A 14,549-nucleotide genomic window follows, 5' to 3' on the forward strand; every position below is an offset into this window, starting at 1 on the left:
GAGGGTCAGGCGTTCTTCCATTGCGGCGCGCGTTTTTCCAGGAAGGCGCGAGTGCCTTCGCCCTGGTCCTGGGTGTCGAACAGCTTGATGAAGCCTTCGCGCTCGTGGATCAGATTGTGCGCCGGCGGCTGCAGCCGCGCGCGCTGCACCAGTTGCTTGCACACCGCCACCGAGGACGGCGACTGGCGCGCGGCTTGTTCCGCCAGCTTGAGCGCGGCGTCCAGCGCCTGGCCCTTGGCCACCACTTCTTCCACCAGGCCGATGCGCTCGGCGGTGCGCGCGTCGATGCGCTCGCCGCACAGAATCATGCGTTTGGCCCAGCCTTCGCCAACCAGCCAGGGCAGGTTCTGGGTGCCGCCGGCGCAGGGCAGCAGGCCGACGCCGGCTTCCGGCAGCGCCATTTGCGCCTGTTCTTCGGCGATGCGGATGTCGCAGGCCAGCGCGCACTCCAGGCCGCCGCCCATCGCATAGCCGTTGACGGCGGCGATGCTGACGCCGCGGAAGGCGGACAGCGCCTCGAAGGCCTCGCCGAACAGCATGGTCATCTCGGTGGCCACCTTTTTGTCGCCGTCGGCGAACAGCTTGAGGTCGGCGCCGGCGGAGAAGAACTTCTCACCCTGGCCGGTGATCACCAGCGCGTAGATGTCGCGGTCGGCGTTCAGGTCCGCCACCAGCCGCTTCAGTGCGCTCAGGCTGTCGCGGTTCCAGGTGTTGGCGGGCGGATTGTCTATGGTGATCACGGCGGTGTGGCCGCGTTTTTCCAGGTTCAGGTGGGCGTAGTGGTTCATAGCGTATGCCTTTATGGATTCGGTGTGGATGAGGGAGGCCGGAAAACCCCGCGGCGAGCCGGCGCAACGCAGCATCAGGGATATTCCCGGCTTCGCTCAGCGCAGGGTTTCCAGCGCGCCGTCCTGCAACAGCTTGCGCGCCACGATCATCCGCATCACTTCATTGGTGCCTTCCAGAATCTGGTGCACGCGCAGGTCGCGCACATGGCGCTCCAGCGGGAAGTCCTTCAGATAGCCGTAGCCGCCGAACAGTTGCAGCGCGTTGTTGGCCACATTGAAACTCAAATCGGTGGCCAGCCGCTTTGCCATGGCGCAATAAGCGCCTGCGTCCGGGCTGGCCTGGTCCAGTTTCCACGCCGCCAGCCGCACCATCTGCCGCGCGGCCACCAGCTCGGTCAGCATGTCCGCCAGCCGGAACTGCACGCTTTGCAGCTCGGCCAGCGGCTGACCGAATTGCTGGCGTTCCTGCACATAGCGCTGAGCGGCGGCCAGCGCGGCCTGGGCGGTGCCCACCGCGCAGGTGGCGATATTGATGCGGCCGCCGTCCAGGCCCTTCATCGCGAAGGCGAAGCCCTGGCCTTCCTCGCCCAGCCGGTTGGCGGCCGGGATTTCCACATTGTCGAAGGTGATGGCGCGGGTGGGCTGGCTGTTCCAGCCCATTTTTTTCTCTTTCTTGCCGTATTGCACGCCGGGCGCGTCCGCCGGCACCACGAAGGCGGACACGCCCTTGGGGCCGGGGCCGCCGGTGCGCGCCATCACCACCAGCACCTGGGTGCTGCCGGCGCCGGAGATGAACATCTTGGAGCCGTTGAGCACGTAGTGCTCGCCCTTGCGCTCGGCGCGGGTCTTCAGCGAGGCGGCGTCGGAGCCGGCGCCGGGCTCGGTCAGGCAGTAGCTGCCCAGCAGCTCGCCGCTGACCATGCGCGGCACCCAGCGCTCGGCCAGTTCCGGGCTGCCGAAGCTGGCTATCATCCAGCTGACCATATTGTGGATGGTCAGATAGGCGGCGGTGGAGGTGCAGCCGGCGGCCAGCTCTTCGAAGACGATGGCGGAGTCCTGCCGCGACAGGCCCAGGCCGCCGTAGGCTTCCGGCGTGTACAGGCCGAGAAAGCCCATCTCGCCGCTGCGGCGGATCACCTCCAGCGGGAAGGTTTCCTCTTCGTCCCATTCGGCGGCGCGCGGCGCGAGCTCGCTGGCGGCGAAGTCGCGGGCGCTGTCCTGAAAGGCGATTTGTTCTTCGGTCAGTGCGAAATCCATGGCGGGCTCCCGGTCAGCGCAGCGAAATGGTGGTGTTGACCTTGCCGCCGCTGGCGGCGTCGTCGAACCAGCGGCTGGTGACGGTCTTGGTCTGGGTGTAGAACAGCACCACCTGTTTGCCGTAAGGTCCGAGGTCGCCCAGCTTGGAGCCGCGCGAACCGGTGAAGCTGAACAGCGGCACCGGCACCGGGATGGGCACGTTGATGCCCACCTGGCCGACGTCGATCTCCTCCTGGAATTTGCGCGCCGCCGCGCCGCTCTGGGTGAACACCGCGGTGCCGTTGCCGTTGGGGTTGGCGTTGACGATGGCGATGGCGTCGTCCAGCGAATCCGCCGCCATCAGACACAGCACCGGGCCGAAGACTTCCTGGTGGTAGACGCTCATTTCCGGTTTGACGCCGGAGAAGATGGTGGGGCCGACGAAGTTGCCGCGCTCGTAGCCGGCCACCTGGATGTCGCGGCCGTCCAGTTCCAGGCGCGCGCCTTCTTCCACGCCGCGGCCGATCAGGCCGGCCACGCGTTCGCGGGCGGCGCAGGAGATCAGAGGGCCCAGGTCCGGGTTGTCCTTGCCGGCGCCCACGCTCAGGCCGCGCGCCTTGGCCACCAGCTCCGGTATCCACTGCTGGGCCTCGCCCACCAGCACCGCCACCGACAGCGCCATGCAGCGCTGGCCGGCGGCGCCGAAAGCGGCCCCGGCCAGTTGGTTCAGCGCCTGTTCCTTATTGGCGTCCGGCAGCACGATGGCGTGGTTCTTGGCGCCCATCATACACTGGGTGCGCTTGCCGTTGAGGCTGGCGCGCTGGTGCACATGGGTGCCCACCTTGGTGGAGCCGACGAAGGACACCGCCTTGATGTCGCGGTGGTCGCACAGCGCGTTGACCACCTGTTCGCCGCCGTGCACCACATTGAGCACGCCGGGCGGGATGCCGGCTTCCAGCGCCAGCTCCACCAGGCGCATGGTCACCATCGGGTCTTGTTCCGACGGTTTGAGCACAAAGGTGTTGCCGGTGGCGATGGCCATCGGGAACATCCACAGCGGAATCATCGCCGGGAAGTTGAACGGGGTGATGCCGGCGCAGACGCCCAGCGGCTGCAGCACGGTATAGGTGTCGACGCCGCCGGCGACGTTCTCCGCGTATTCGCCCAGTTGCAGATTGCCGATGGCGGACGCGTGCTCCACCACTTCCAGGCCGCGGAAGATGTCGCCCTCGGCGTCGGCCAGGGTCTTGCCTTGCTCGGCGGTCAGCAGCGCCGCCAGCTCCTTCATGTGCTCGCGGATCAGCTGCTGGTATTTCAGGAAGATGCGCGCGCGCGCGCCGATGGCGGTTTTCTTCCAGCCGGCGAAGGCGGTCTTGGCGGCGCTGACGGCGGCGTCGACTTCGTCCTGGGTGGCCATCGGCACCCGCGCCAGCACTTCCTGAGTGGCCGGGTTGACGATGTCACGCCATTCGGCGCTGCGGGATTCGACGAATTCACCGCCGATCAGCAATTTGATGGTGGGGACTGCCTGGGTCATGGTGCTGCCTCCGTCTGATCTTGAATAAAGCCCGTTGCCGGCGGCGCCGGCTCAGGCGTAGCTGTAAAAGCCCTTGCCGCTCTTGCGGCCCAGGTGGCCGGCCTGCACCAGTTGGGCCAGCAGCGGGCAGGCGCGGTATTTGCTGTCGCGGAATTCGGTGTAGAGGATGTCCATGATGGACAGGCAGGTGTCCAGGCCGATCAGGTCCGCCAAGGCCAGCGGGCCGATGGGGTGGTTCATGCCCAGCTTCATCACGGTATCGATGTCCTCGGCGCTGGCCAGGTTTTCGTACAGCGTGAAAGCGGCCTCGTTGATCATCGGCATCAGCACCCGGTTGGAAACGAAGCCGGCGGCATCCTTGACCGTGACCGGGGTCTTGCCCAGCGCCTGGCTCAATTCGTAGACCAGCCGGTAGGCGGCGTCGCCGGTTTGCAGCGCGCGAATGATTTCCACCAGCTGCATCACCGGTACCGGGTTCATGAAATGCATGCCCACCACGCGCTCCGGCTGGCTGACCCAGCTGGCGATGCGGGTCAGTGAAATCGACGAGGTATTGGACGCCAGCACCGCGTCTGGGCGCACCACGGCGGCCAGTTCGCGGAAGATGCTTTCCTTGACTGCGGCGTTCTCGGTGGCGGCTTCCACCACCAGGTCGCGGTCGGCCAGATCGGCCAGGCGGGTGGTGGTCTGGATGCGGGCGAGAATGGCGGGGACGTCGGCCTCGGCCAGCTGATCCTTCTTCACCAGGCGCGCCAGGCTGGAGGCGACGGCGGCCAGGCCCTTGTCCAGCGCGGCCTGGCTGACGTCGGCCAGGCGCACTTCGTAACCGTGGCTGGCGAAGACCTGGGCGATGCCGTTGCCCATGGTGCCGGCGCCCACCACTGCGATTTTGGCTTGCATGTTGTTTCCTCGACTATTTGCTCTATGCTGTATTCAAGATAGCTTGACGTTTACGTTAACGTCAATCAACAATGACAAGCGCAACGGCGAATGTTGCGCGAATGGTCCGGCGGCGCCGGGGAGGCGGGAGAGGAAGATGGCGGAGCAGACCTACAGCATTACCGAATTAGCGCAGGAGTTCGACGTGACCACGCGCACCATCCGCTTTTACGAAGACCAGCAATTGCTGGAGCCGTTGCGGGCGGGACAGCGCCGCATCTACAGCCGGCGCGACCGGGTGCGGCTGATGCTGATTCTGCGCGGCAAGCGCATCGGCCTGTCCCTGCAGGAAATCCGCGAGCTGTTCGCGCTCTACGACGCGGCCAGCGACGACGCGCCGCAGCTGCACGAATTCATCCGCATCCTGCAACGCAAGGAACAGCAGCTGCTGGAGCAGATGGAAGACATCAAGGTGGTATTGAGCGAAATTTCCCAATTGCGGCATCAGTGCGAGAAAACGCTGGACAAGCGCGGCGCGGATGCCCGGCAATCGACTTGAGGAGTGAGCAATGCAACAGCAAGACATCGTGATCGTGGGCATGGCGCGCACCGCCATGGGCGGCTTCCAGGGCGCTTTGGCGGCCAAGACGGCGGCGGAGCTGGGCGCGGCGGCGATCCAGGCCGCGGTGGAGCGCGCCGGCGTGCCGGCGGCGGACATCGACGAAGCCATCGTCGGCTGCGTGCTGCCGGCCGGTCAGGGCCAGGCGCCGGCGCGTCAGGCGGCGCTGGGCGCGGGCCTGCCGCTGGCGGTGAACTGCACCACGGTCAACAAGATGTGCGGCTCCGGCATGAAGGCGGCGATGCTGGCCCATGATCTCTTGCGCGCCGGCAGCGCGCGGGTGATGGTGGCCGGCGGCATGGAGAGCATGAGCAACGCGCCCTATCTGATGACCAAGGCGCGGGCCGGCCTGCGCCTGGGCCATGGCGAAATCAAGGACCATATGTTCCTGGACGGCCTGGAGGACGCTTACGACAAGGGCAAGCTGATGGGGGTGTTCGCCGAATGGTGCGCGGAGAAGTACGGCTTCAGCCGCGAGGCCCAGGACGCCTTCGCCATCGCCTCGCTGAACCGCGCCCAGGCAGCCATCCGCGACGGCCTGTTCCGCGACGAGATCGCGCCGGTGACGGTCAGCGGCCGCGGCGGCGAGCAGGTGGTGGACACCGACGAGCAGCCCTTGAAGGCCAATGTCGACAAGATTCCGACGCTGAAACCGGCGTTCAAGAAGGACGGCACGGTGACGCCGGCCAACGCCAGCTCCATTTCCGACGGCGCCGCCGCGCTGGTGTTGATGACGGCGGAGGAGGCGGCGCGCCGCGGCCTCCGCCCGCTGGCCCGCATCGTCGGCCACGCCACCCACGCCCAGGAGCCGGGCTGGTTCACCACCGCGCCGGTGGAGGCGATCCGCAAGCTGCTGGCCCGGGCGGGCTGGAGCGCCGGCGACGTCGATCTCTACGAGATCAACGAAGCCTTCGCCGTGGTGACCATGGCGGCGATGCAGGACTTGGGCCTGCCGCACGACAAGGTCAACGTCCACGGCGGCGCCTGCGCGCTGGGCCACCCCATCGGCGCCTCCGGCGCGCGCATCATCATCACCTTGCTGTCGGCGCTGCGTCAGCGAGGCGGCAAGCGCGGCGTGGCCAGCCTGTGCATAGGCGGCGGCGAGGCGACGGCGATGGCGCTGGAGTTGCTGTAAGAGTTTTTCAGGCGGCGAAGCTTGGTTGGGTTTAGCCCTCGGCCCACCAGCCCGGCCGGCCGCCGCGCAGCACGCCGCGCACCGGCTTGCGGCGGGCGATCAGCTCGGCGGAGCAACAGGCGTCCACCAGGGTCAGATCGGCGGCGTCGCCGACTTGCGGCCACACGCGGCGGCCGGCGTCGTCCAGCGGCGTCAGGCCGCGGCTGATGTGGCGCAAGGCGCGGCTCAGCGAGTATTCATCGTTCCAGCCGTGGCGCTCGCCCAGACGGCTGGCGCGCTCGACGATGCTGCCGCTGTTGTAGGGTGTCCAGTGGTCGTTGATATTGTCGTTGCCCAGGTTGAGCGGAATGCCGTGCGCGGCCAGGACGCGCGGCGGCGGCATCGGCACGTCGATGGGCGCCGCCGACACGATGGCGATGCCGCTGGCGGCCAGCGCCGCGCACACCTGGTCCAGCCGGGCCGGTTCCAGTTCCCCCAGACAGTAAGCGTGGCTGACGCTGACCCGGCCGGCCAGGCCGGCCGATTCGCTCAGCCGCGCCAGCCGTTCCAGCGTGTAGGCGCCCAGCTCGCCGCGCTCGTGCAGATGCAGGTCCACCGGCGCGCCGTGCTTGACCGCCAGCTCCAGCGTGGCGTGGAGCGAGCGTTCGATGTCGCCGTCCACGCTGGCCGGGTCCAGCCCGCCCACCACATCGAAACCGGAGGCCAGCGCCTGGTCCATCAGCTTGAGGGTGCCGCCGGACAGCAGGCCGTGCTGCGGGAAGGCGACCAGCTCGTAATCCAGCCAATGCTTGCGGCTGTCCAGCGCCAGACGCACTTGCTCCATGGTGGCGAGACCGGCCACCGGGTCCACATTGCAATGCACGCGGGCGAAGGCGACGCCGTCGGCGGCGATCAGGTCCAGCAGCGCTTCGGCGCGGCGCCGGGTGTCCGGCAGGAAATCCAGCAGGAAACCTTGTTCCTCGCGGATGCGCTCCGCCACGCTGACGAAGGGCGTGGCGGCGCGCCAAGGCCCGCCGTAATGGCCTTTGTCCAGGTGGATGTGCATGTCGGCGAAGGCCGGCAGCGCCAGCCAGCCGCGTGCGTCCCGGCGCGGCCGCCCGTCTTCCGGGGCCGCGTCGAAGCGCAGTTCGGCGATGCGGCCGTCGGCGATCAGCAAATGGGCGCGGCGGGTGGCGGTGGCGACGATCTGGCCGACGGCGTCGCGTTCGAAGCCGTCTTCCAGCAATAAGGGGCCAAGCCAGTAGGCGGGTAGGGCGGTCATGCGCGGTGTCCTTGCGGCTGGAGTGGCGGCGTCGCGCGGCGCGCGCGCGACAATGGATTTTTTATCGCTAAGCACAGAAGGGATTGCACTTTATTACGTTCGAATAATTGCGTTAGCATGGTTCGACAAACCAACTCTAAGAGAATTCTGCGATGAAGCTTACCTTGATCTCGCTGGCTTTTGTCGCCGCCAGCCTGGCCTTGCCGGCGCAGGCGGCCTCCGCGCCGGTTGACGGCCACGCCTTGCCGCCCGGCATCGCCTGGCTGCAGGGCGATGTGGCGGCGGCCTTCGCCAAGGCCAAGTCGGAAAACAAGCCGCTGTTCCTGTACTGGGGCGCGGTATGGTGCCCGCCGTGCAACCAGGTCAAGGCCACCATTTTCAACCGCCAGGACTTCATCGCCCGCACCCGCCAGTTCGTGCCGGTCTACCTGGACGGGGACAGCCCGGACGCGCAAAAACTGGGCAGCGAATTCAAAGTGCGCGGCTACCCGACCATGATTCTGTTCCGGCCGGACGGCGCCGAGATCACTCGCCTGCCGGGCGAGGTGGACCCGGAGCGCTATCTGCGCACGCTGGAGCTGGGGCTGGCGGCGGCGCGGCCGGTGAAGGCGCTGCTGCAGGCGGCCTTGGCCGGGGACAAGCTGGCGGACGGCGATTGGCAATTGCTGGCGGATTATTCCTGGGACACCGATCAGGCGCAGATCGTGCCGGAGAAACAGGTGGCGGCGACGCTGGCGGGTTTGGCGGACAAGGCGCCGGCGCAGCCGGCGGCCACCGCGCTGCGGCTGAAGCTGAAAGCGCTGGCAGCGGCTGCCGGCGAGGACGCTCCGGCGCCGGACCGCGCGCAAGGCTTGAGCGTCGCGCGCGCCGCCTTGGCGCAGCCGCGCGCCAACGCCGACATCCTGATCAATAGCGCCGCCGACATCGTCAAGGCGCTGAGCGCGGACGGGGCGGAGCGCCAGGCCTTGGCGGCGCAGTGGAACGCCGCGCTGGAAAAACTGGCCGCGGACGCGGGCTTGTCCACCGCGGACCGCCTGGGCGCCTTGTCGTCGCGGCTGGCGCTGGCGCGTCTGAACCAGCCCAAGGGCGAGCTGCCGCGATCCTTGCGCGAGGAAGTCAAACAGCGGGTGGCGGCCGCGGACAAGGCCACCGGCAATCCTTACGAACGCCAGGCGGTGATCACCGCCGGCGCCGACCTGCTGACGCAAGCCGGCTGGCTGGACGAATCCGACGCGCTGCTGAAGGCGGAACTGAGCCGCTCCCACGCGCCGTACTACCACATGCTGATCCTGGCCTCCAACGCCAAGCAGCGCGGCGACAAGGCCGCGGCGCTGGACTGGTATCGGCAGGCTTACGAAGCGGCCAACGGCCCGGCCACGCGGCTGCAATGGGGCGTCAGCTATCTGAGCGGGGCGATTGAGCTGGCGCCGGGAGACGAGAAACGGATAGAGAGCACCGCCAGCGCCATTTTCAAGGAAGCGGGCGGCACGCCCAGCGCCTTCTACGAGCGCAATCGGCGCTCGCTGGAAAAAGCGGTGAACCGGCTTAAAGCCTGGGGCCGGCAGCAACAGCAGGCGGCGGCGCTGGCGCGGCTGGCCGGGCAGCTGGACGAGGTGTGCGGCAAGCTGCCGGCCGGCGATCCGCAAAAGCCGGTGTGCGAGGGCCTGGCGCAGTCCGCTCGCTCTTGAGTCAACCGGCGGCGGGCAGCGCCGACAGCATCACCTTGTCGCGGCCGTGATGCTTGGCCTGGTAGAGCATGGCGTCGGCCTCGCAGAACAGGCTTTCCAGCGAGGCGTGGCTGCTGTTCAGACAGGCCACGCCCAGGCTGGCGGTGAAACGCAGCCGCGCGCCGGCGTCCGGCAGCGGCAGTTCGATGCGGGCGATGGCGGCGCGCAAGCGCTCCGCCACCTGCGCCGCCTGCTCGCGGCCGGTGTCCGGCAGCAGAATGCAAAACTCCTCGCCGCCGTGGCGGCCGATCAGATCGGTCTGCCGCGCCTGCCGGCGCAGACAGTCCGCCAGCGCGGTCAGCGCCTGGTCGCCGGCCAAGTGGCCGTGGCGGTCGTTGATGCTTTTGAAATGGTCCAGATCCAGCACGATCAGCGACAAGGCGCGCCGCTCGCGCTGAGCCAGGCGGAAGGCCGTCACCGCCTCCTCGTCGAAGCTGCGCCGGTTCAGCAAGCGGGTCAGGCTGTCGCTGCGCGATTGCTGCAACAACTGATCCATCGCCCGTTCGTACACCAGGTAGAGCTGGCACACCACCACGCCGTAGCCGGACCACTGCGTCATCAGCAGCAAGAGATTCTGTCTTTGGCTGGCCACTTCCATTTCCGGCTGTCCGGAAGACAGGGCCAGCGCCAACTGCGTCAGCTCCAGCAGCAGGGTCAGCACCGCCAGCGCCGAGGCCAGGGATTTGCCGGCGCGCGGGCTGTCTTGTTCCGCCTGCCACAGCCGCCAGGCAATCAGCCCCCACAGCAGGCAGCCGCCCAGCGAGAAGATGGCGTGGCGGGCCAGCGCCGAATGCGCCAGTCCGTCGTGGGCGAACAGCAGCAGCGGAATGAAGATCAAGGCCAGTCCCAAGGGCAGGCTGTATTGGCTGGAATGATTGTAAAAACGCTCGATGCTGATCAGCACCTGCAAGGCGGCCAGCTGGATCAACAGCTTGGCGCCGATGGAGATCAAGGCGGGGTCCAGATCCAGCGGGGCCAGGTAGAGCAGGCCGGCCGCCGCGTCCAGCAGGCCGCCGATGGCGAGCGCCAATACGGCGGGCTGGCGCTGGCTGCGTCGCCAGAACAGGAAGGTGACCAGGGAGATGACCAGGCTGTAGCCGGCGGTGCAAGCCAGCGTTGTCCGTGGGTCGAGGAAAAATGACATCGTGTTCTATGGGCAAGGAGCGTCTGGCAGGGTATCGGCCAGGCAAGCGCACGACAATAGCAGTCTATTGATATTCATACAATTTCACTCTGAAATAAAACGCCTCCCCATGCCATGGGATGCGGCGGGTGCGCTACAATTATCTCTTTTGATTGTTGGTCTGCATCATGGACAAGCCGCGGTATCCGATCAGCGAGCGCGAAGTGGAATTCAGCGCGATGCGCGCGCAAGGCGCGGGCGGGCAAAACGTCAACAAAGTGTCATCGGCGGTGCACCTGCGCTTCGACGTGCGCGCCTCCTCCTTGCCGGAATGGCTGCGCGAGCGGCTGCTGGCCCAGCCGGACCAACGCTTGAACAAGGACGGGGTGCTGGTGATCAAGGCGCAGCAGCACCGCACTCAGGAATTGAACCGCGCCGACGCGCTGCAGCGCCTGCAGGCCTGGGTCGACGCCGCCAGCCACATCCCCAAGGCGCGCCGCGCCACCAAACCCACTTACGGCTCCAAGCAGCGGCGGCTGGCCGGCAAGACGCGGCGCGGCGAGGTCAAGTCCCTGCGCGGCAAAGTGGATCTATAGCCGGCCCAATTGCTTCGGCGGAATCGCGGGAATGTATTAGTGTTAATGCTGTGGGCATTAATATTGAGGCAAAGGGGCCGCGATGAAAGGCTTGACGATTAGGGCGCAGCTGCAGCTGCTGGCTTTCGGCATAGTGGTGTCCTGCCTGCTGATCGGCGCGGTCGGCTACCAAAGCACGGCGCACCTGGCGCGCAGCATCAATGAATTGTTGGACAGCCAGGGCGCGGTGCGCCGGCAGATGGACGCCGACATGATGCACGACGCGGTGCACGGCGACGTTCTGGCGCTGATGCTGGCGCAGAAGAACGGCGATCGCGCCGCGCTGACGGAAATCCGCAAGGACGTGGACGAGCACCGCAAGCGCTTTCTCGGCGCGATGAAGGAAAACCAGGACAAGATCAACGATCCCGACGCCCGCGCCTTGCTGCAGCAGATCCTGCCGGTGGTGGAGCGCTACACCGCGGCCGCCGCCGCCATCGTCGCGGTCGGCTTCGACCAGCCGGAACAGGCGACGGCCAAGCTGAAGGATTTCCAGCAGGACTTCGCGCTGCTGGAAGACAAGATGGAAAAACTGGCCGACGCCATCGACAACGGTTCGCGGCGGCAGAACGACAGCACGGTGGCGCAGGTGGGCGTGGCCGCCGTGCTCATCATCGTCGCGGCGCTGGCCGCGGCCTTGCTGATGGCCTTGCTGTGCTGGTGGGTGGCGCGTTCGGTGCTGCCGCCGATCGAGCGTTTCAAGGACGCGGCGCAACGCATAGAGCGCAGCGGCGATCTGTCCATCCGCGCGCAGGCGGGGCGGCGCGACGAGCTGGGCGCCGCCATCGGCGAATTCAACACCTTGATGGACACCTTGCAAGGCATTGTCGGCAAGGTGGGCCAGACTTCCGGCGCGCTGGGAGACTCCGTCGACGAGATTTCCCAGCTCACCCAGAGCGTGGAGCAGGCCAGCCGGCTGCAAACCGATTCGGCGCAGTCCATGGCCGGCGCCATCCAGCAATTGGCCGACCACCTGGCCAGCGTGGCCGAGCACGCCGACAGCACTTTGCGGATCGCCGGCGAAGTGGGTCAATGCTCGAGCGAGGGCAGCAAGGCGGTGCAGCAGACCGTGGGCAATATCGGCAACCTGGCCCAGACCATTCATCACAGCGCCAACAGCGTGCAATTGCTGGAGGGCGACATCCGCAAGATAGGCGGCATGGTGGATTCGATCCGCGGCATTGCCGAGCAAACCAATCTCCTGGCCTTGAACGCCGCCATCGAAGCCGCGCGCGCCGGCGAATCCGGCCGCGGTTTCGCCGTGGTGGCCGACGAGGTGCGCGCGCTGGCGGAGCGCACTTCGCAGGCGACGGCGGACATCGTCAACGTCATTTCCCAGCTGCAAGCCACCTCGGAGCAAGTGGTCAGCGGCATGGAAAACGGCGTAGGCCAGGTGGAGCAGGGCGTGGAGCTGGTGAAGCAGCTGGGCGGCATGGTGGACCAGATCGGCCGCCAGGCCGGGGTGGCGGAGGAGCGCATCCGCAATATTTCCCGGCTGCTGGACAATCAAAAAGAGGCCGGCGCGCAAATCCTGGTCAACGTCGACGCGGTGACCCAGCATGCCGGGACCACCAGCCGTTCGGTAGGGCAGGTGCAGGACGAATTGCTGCAGCTGCGCGGCCATTTTGGCGAACTGAGCGAGTCCATCCGCCATATGCGGGTCTGATCCGGTTTGGCCGTCACGGCCGGCGCGGGTAGAATGCACGGTTTTTCGACACGCGAAAGCGATGTGAGGATTCGGCCATGGCCAAGAAACAAAAACAAGACGAGTTGGACGAGGAAACCCGCGCGTTGCTGGAATGGTGCGCCGAGGTGGAAACCCATCTGGTGGCGGCCGGCGCCACGGTGGCGGAGGCGCAGGAGCATATCGAGGAACAGGCGGAGTGGTACACCGACCAGTACTACGACGGCCTGAGCCCGGAAGAGGCGGCGCGGGCGGCGCTGAAATGAGTCGACGCATCGCCGTCATCGATTTCGAAACCAACGGCGCGTCCCCGGGACGCGACTGTCGCGCCACCGAAATCGGCGTGGCGCTGCTGGAGGACGGCCGCATCGTCGGCCGTTACCAAAGCCTGATCAACGCCGGGGTGTGGATTCCGCCGATGATTGAGCGGCTGACCGGCATCAGCAACGCGATGCTGCGCGACGCGCCGCCGCCGGCGGTGGCTATGGCCGAAGCGGCGCGCTTCGTCGGCGACACGCCGCTGGCCGCTCACAACGCCAGCTTCGACCGCAAGTTCTGGGATTACGAGCTGGCCCAGCTGGGCCTGTCGCGCAGCCAGGACTTCGCCTGCACCCTGCTGCTGTCGCGCCGGGTGCTGCCGCAGGCGCCGGACCACAAGCTGGGCACTTTGGCGCGCTGGCTGAGCCTGCCGGACACCGGCCGCGCCCACCGCGCGCTGGCCGACGCGGAAATGGCCGCGCATTTGCTATCGCATTTGCAGGGCGAACTGAGCAGCCGCTATGGCGCGCATCTGTGTGAGCACGGCCAGCTGTGCGGCATGCAGAAGATCAGCGCGGCCAAGATAGGCCAGTATCTGCAAGCCCAGGCCGGCTGAACCGCGGTTCGCGTCGTGATGAGGCGGCGCAAATCTCAGCCGCCTTCGTCTGGCGCGACGACGCCAAATTCCGGTCTGGCCTCGAACCAGGCCAGCGCCCGTTCGCGCAAGGCGGCGACGGCCGGCGTCTCCGCGCGCTCCCGGAGGCAGGCCAGCACGATGCGTTGCGCTGGCAGCGGATCGGCGATGGGGCGCAGCGCCAGCGGCCGGCCGTCATAGCTGTGGTCGCCGCTGGGCCGGGTGTAGGCGATGGCCACGCCCAGGCCGTGAGCCACCATGCCGCGTTGCAGCTCAAGGCTGCGGACCGATTCCAGCCGGGCCGGCCGCAGGCCGTGCATGCGCAGCAAGTCCAGAAAATGCGGGCCGCTGTGCGCCTGCTCGGTCAGCAAGAGCGGCCATTCGCATAACTCCCTCAAGCCCACCTGTTCGTTTCGCGCCAGCGGATGATCGGCCGCCAGCAGCGCGTGGGGCGCCAGCGTGCGCAGTTCGGTCAGCGCCAGCGCGGGCGGCAGCGCCAGATCGTAGCTGATGGCGACGTCCAGCCCGCCTTGCAGCAATTGCGGGCCGATCAGGTCGAAGCCGCACTCCCGCGGCTCCACGCGCAAGGACGGATGCCGCTCGCGCAGCGCGCGCAGCAAGGGCGGCAGACAGTAGGGCGCCAGATCCTCGAAGCAAGCTAAGGCCAATTCCCCGGCCAAGGCGTCCGCGCCGTCGGCCAGCCCCTCCAACGCCATCGCGGCTTCCACGGTCCGCCGCGCCTGCGCCAGCGCTTGCCGGCCAAACGGCGTCGTCGCCATGCCGGAGCCGCGGGTGCGCACGAACAAGGCCTGTCCCAGGATGCCTTCCAGCTCTCCGACGGCGGCGGATACCGCCGGCTGGGAGACGTTCAACCGTTCGGCCGCGGCGCTGATGCCGCCGTGACGGGCCACGGCCAGCGCGTAGCGCAATTGACGCAAGGTCAGCTTCATCGCTTTTTCCGAGGAGAATTATCAAAACATATTATTTTATTTTGGCATGGACTTGCGCTGATAGTGAGGGCAGTCGCCCGCAG

Annotated in this window: 14 protein-coding genes; 7 read left to right on the top strand and 7 right to left on the bottom strand. The window is 67.3% G+C overall.

The window, feature by feature from the left end:
- Window positions 1–5: 5 nt before the first annotated feature.
- From ACODRW_RS16005 to ACODRW_RS16020, 4 genes are all read right to left on the bottom strand, one after another.
- Window positions 6–788 carry an enoyl-CoA hydratase gene (locus ACODRW_RS16005; protein ID WP_488906163.1) on the bottom strand — a complete coding sequence of 261 codons (783 nt, stop codon included), beginning with the start codon at window positions 786–788 and terminating at the stop codon, window positions 6–8.
- A 96-nt stretch (window positions 789–884) separates the two neighbouring features.
- Window positions 885–2,045 (bottom strand): acyl-CoA dehydrogenase family protein, encoded by a 1,161-nt coding sequence (locus tag ACODRW_RS16010; RefSeq protein ID WP_488906164.1) that lies wholly within the window; start codon window positions 2,043–2,045, stop codon window positions 885–887.
- 13 nt (window positions 2,046–2,058) lie between these two features.
- Window positions 2,059–3,561: a CoA-acylating methylmalonate-semialdehyde dehydrogenase gene (locus ACODRW_RS16015; protein ID WP_107799239.1), complete on the bottom strand. Its 1,503-nt coding sequence runs from the start codon at window positions 3,559–3,561 to the stop codon at window positions 2,059–2,061.
- A gap of 51 nt (window positions 3,562–3,612) precedes the next feature.
- The gene (locus ACODRW_RS16020; protein WP_488906165.1) at window positions 3,613–4,461 is read right to left on the bottom strand and encodes a 3-hydroxybutyryl-CoA dehydrogenase; all 849 of its coding nucleotides are present in this window, start codon (window positions 4,459–4,461) and stop codon (window positions 3,613–3,615) included.
- Between the two features lie 136 nt (window positions 4,462–4,597).
- Between ACODRW_RS16020 and ACODRW_RS16025 the strand changes: the two genes are divergently transcribed.
- Together ACODRW_RS16025 and ACODRW_RS16030 are read left to right on the top strand one after the other, a co-directional pair.
- Window positions 4,598–4,999, top strand: a complete 402-nt coding sequence (locus ACODRW_RS16025; RefSeq protein WP_019101375.1) for a MerR family transcriptional regulator — start codon at window positions 4,598–4,600, stop codon at window positions 4,997–4,999.
- 10 nt (window positions 5,000–5,009) lie between these two features.
- Window positions 5,010–6,194 (top strand): acetyl-CoA C-acyltransferase, encoded by a 1,185-nt coding sequence (locus ACODRW_RS16030; RefSeq protein WP_486637112.1) that lies wholly within the window; start codon window positions 5,010–5,012, stop codon window positions 6,192–6,194.
- A 31-nt stretch (window positions 6,195–6,225) separates the two neighbouring features.
- Here ACODRW_RS16030 and ACODRW_RS16035 read toward each other — a convergent pair whose 3' ends face one another.
- Window positions 6,226–7,455 carry an amidohydrolase gene (locus tag ACODRW_RS16035; RefSeq protein ID WP_488906166.1) on the bottom strand — a complete coding sequence of 410 codons (1,230 nt, stop codon included), beginning with the start codon at window positions 7,453–7,455 and terminating at the stop codon, window positions 6,226–6,228.
- Window positions 7,456–7,607: 152 nt separating this feature from the next.
- On the opposite strand from ACODRW_RS16035, the gene ACODRW_RS16040 reads away from it, so the two are divergent.
- Window positions 7,608–9,143, top strand: a complete 1,536-nt coding sequence (locus tag ACODRW_RS16040) for a thioredoxin family protein (protein WP_488906167.1) — start codon at window positions 7,608–7,610, stop codon at window positions 9,141–9,143.
- Window position 9,144: 1 nt separating this feature from the next.
- On the opposite strand, the gene ACODRW_RS16045 is transcribed toward ACODRW_RS16040, so the two are convergent.
- Complete coding sequence (locus tag ACODRW_RS16045) at window positions 9,145–10,326, bottom strand: GGDEF domain-containing protein (protein WP_235088809.1); 1,182 nt, start codon at window positions 10,324–10,326, stop codon at window positions 9,145–9,147.
- Window positions 10,327–10,493: 167 nt separating this feature from the next.
- Here ACODRW_RS16045 and arfB point away from each other — a divergent pair, with 167 nt between their 5' ends.
- The 4 genes from arfB to ACODRW_RS16065 all read left to right on the top strand — a co-directional run bounded on the left by arfB (window position 10,494) and on the right by ACODRW_RS16065 (window position 13,498).
- Window positions 10,494–10,901, top strand: a complete 408-nt coding sequence (arfB, locus tag ACODRW_RS16050; protein WP_081544746.1) for an alternative ribosome rescue aminoacyl-tRNA hydrolase ArfB — start codon at window positions 10,494–10,496, stop codon at window positions 10,899–10,901.
- Window positions 10,902–10,983: 82 nt separating this feature from the next.
- Window positions 10,984–12,606 (top strand): methyl-accepting chemotaxis protein, encoded by a 1,623-nt coding sequence (locus ACODRW_RS16055; protein WP_488906168.1) that lies wholly within the window; start codon window positions 10,984–10,986, stop codon window positions 12,604–12,606.
- 77 nt (window positions 12,607–12,683) lie between these two features.
- Entirely contained in the window at window positions 12,684–12,890 is a 207-nt protein-coding gene (locus ACODRW_RS16060; protein ID WP_019101381.1) for a hypothetical protein, read from the top strand.
- Window positions 12,887–13,498 (top strand): 3'-5' exonuclease, encoded by a 612-nt coding sequence (locus ACODRW_RS16065; protein WP_107799232.1) that lies wholly within the window; start codon window positions 12,887–12,889, stop codon window positions 13,496–13,498. The genes ACODRW_RS16060 and ACODRW_RS16065 overlap by 4 nt, the downstream gene beginning before the upstream one ends.
- A 35-nt stretch (window positions 13,499–13,533) precedes the next feature.
- Here the strand turns inward: ACODRW_RS16065 and ACODRW_RS16070 are convergent, their stop codons facing one another.
- The gene (locus ACODRW_RS16070; RefSeq protein ID WP_227108180.1) at window positions 13,534–14,466 is read right to left on the bottom strand and encodes a LysR family transcriptional regulator; all 933 of its coding nucleotides are present in this window, start codon (window positions 14,464–14,466) and stop codon (window positions 13,534–13,536) included.
- Window positions 14,467–14,549 lie beyond the last annotated feature (83 nt).

It is taken from the genome of Chromobacterium sp. FG89 (genome assembly GCF_057808735.1).

Bases quoted from the DNA above. Each gene is read 5' to 3' on its own strand.
- ACODRW_RS16005 (WP_488906163.1), bottom strand. From the start codon at position 788: ATGAACCACTACGCCCACCTGAACCTGGAAAAACGCGGCCACACCGCC.
- ACODRW_RS16010 (WP_488906164.1), bottom strand. From the start codon at position 2,045: ATGGATTTCGCACTGACCGAAGAACAAATCGCCTTTCAGGACAGCGCC.
- ACODRW_RS16015 (WP_107799239.1), bottom strand. From the start codon at position 3,561: ATGACCCAGGCAGTCCCCACCATCAAATTGCTGATCGGCGGTGAATTC.
- ACODRW_RS16020 (WP_488906165.1), bottom strand. From the start codon at position 4,461: ATGCAAGCCAAAATCGCAGTGGTGGGCGCCGGCACCATGGGCAACGGC.
- ACODRW_RS16025 (WP_019101375.1), top strand. From the start codon at position 4,598: ATGGCGGAGCAGACCTACAGCATTACCGAATTAGCGCAGGAGTTCGAC.
- ACODRW_RS16030 (WP_486637112.1), top strand. From the start codon at position 5,010: ATGCAACAGCAAGACATCGTGATCGTGGGCATGGCGCGCACCGCCATG.
- ACODRW_RS16035 (WP_488906166.1), bottom strand. From the start codon at position 7,455: ATGACCGCCCTACCCGCCTACTGGCTTGGCCCCTTATTGCTGGAAGAC.
- ACODRW_RS16040 (WP_488906167.1), top strand. From the start codon at position 7,608: ATGAAGCTTACCTTGATCTCGCTGGCTTTTGTCGCCGCCAGCCTGGCC.
- ACODRW_RS16045 (WP_235088809.1), bottom strand. From the start codon at position 10,326: ATGTCATTTTTCCTCGACCCACGGACAACGCTGGCTTGCACCGCCGGC.
- arfB (WP_081544746.1), top strand. From the start codon at position 10,494: ATGGACAAGCCGCGGTATCCGATCAGCGAGCGCGAAGTGGAATTCAGC.
- ACODRW_RS16055 (WP_488906168.1), top strand. From the start codon at position 10,984: ATGAAAGGCTTGACGATTAGGGCGCAGCTGCAGCTGCTGGCTTTCGGC.
- ACODRW_RS16060 (WP_019101381.1), top strand. From the start codon at position 12,684: ATGGCCAAGAAACAAAAACAAGACGAGTTGGACGAGGAAACCCGCGCG.
- ACODRW_RS16065 (WP_107799232.1), top strand. From the start codon at position 12,887: ATGAGTCGACGCATCGCCGTCATCGATTTCGAAACCAACGGCGCGTCC.
- ACODRW_RS16070 (WP_227108180.1), bottom strand. From the start codon at position 14,466: ATGAAGCTGACCTTGCGTCAATTGCGCTACGCGCTGGCCGTGGCCCGT.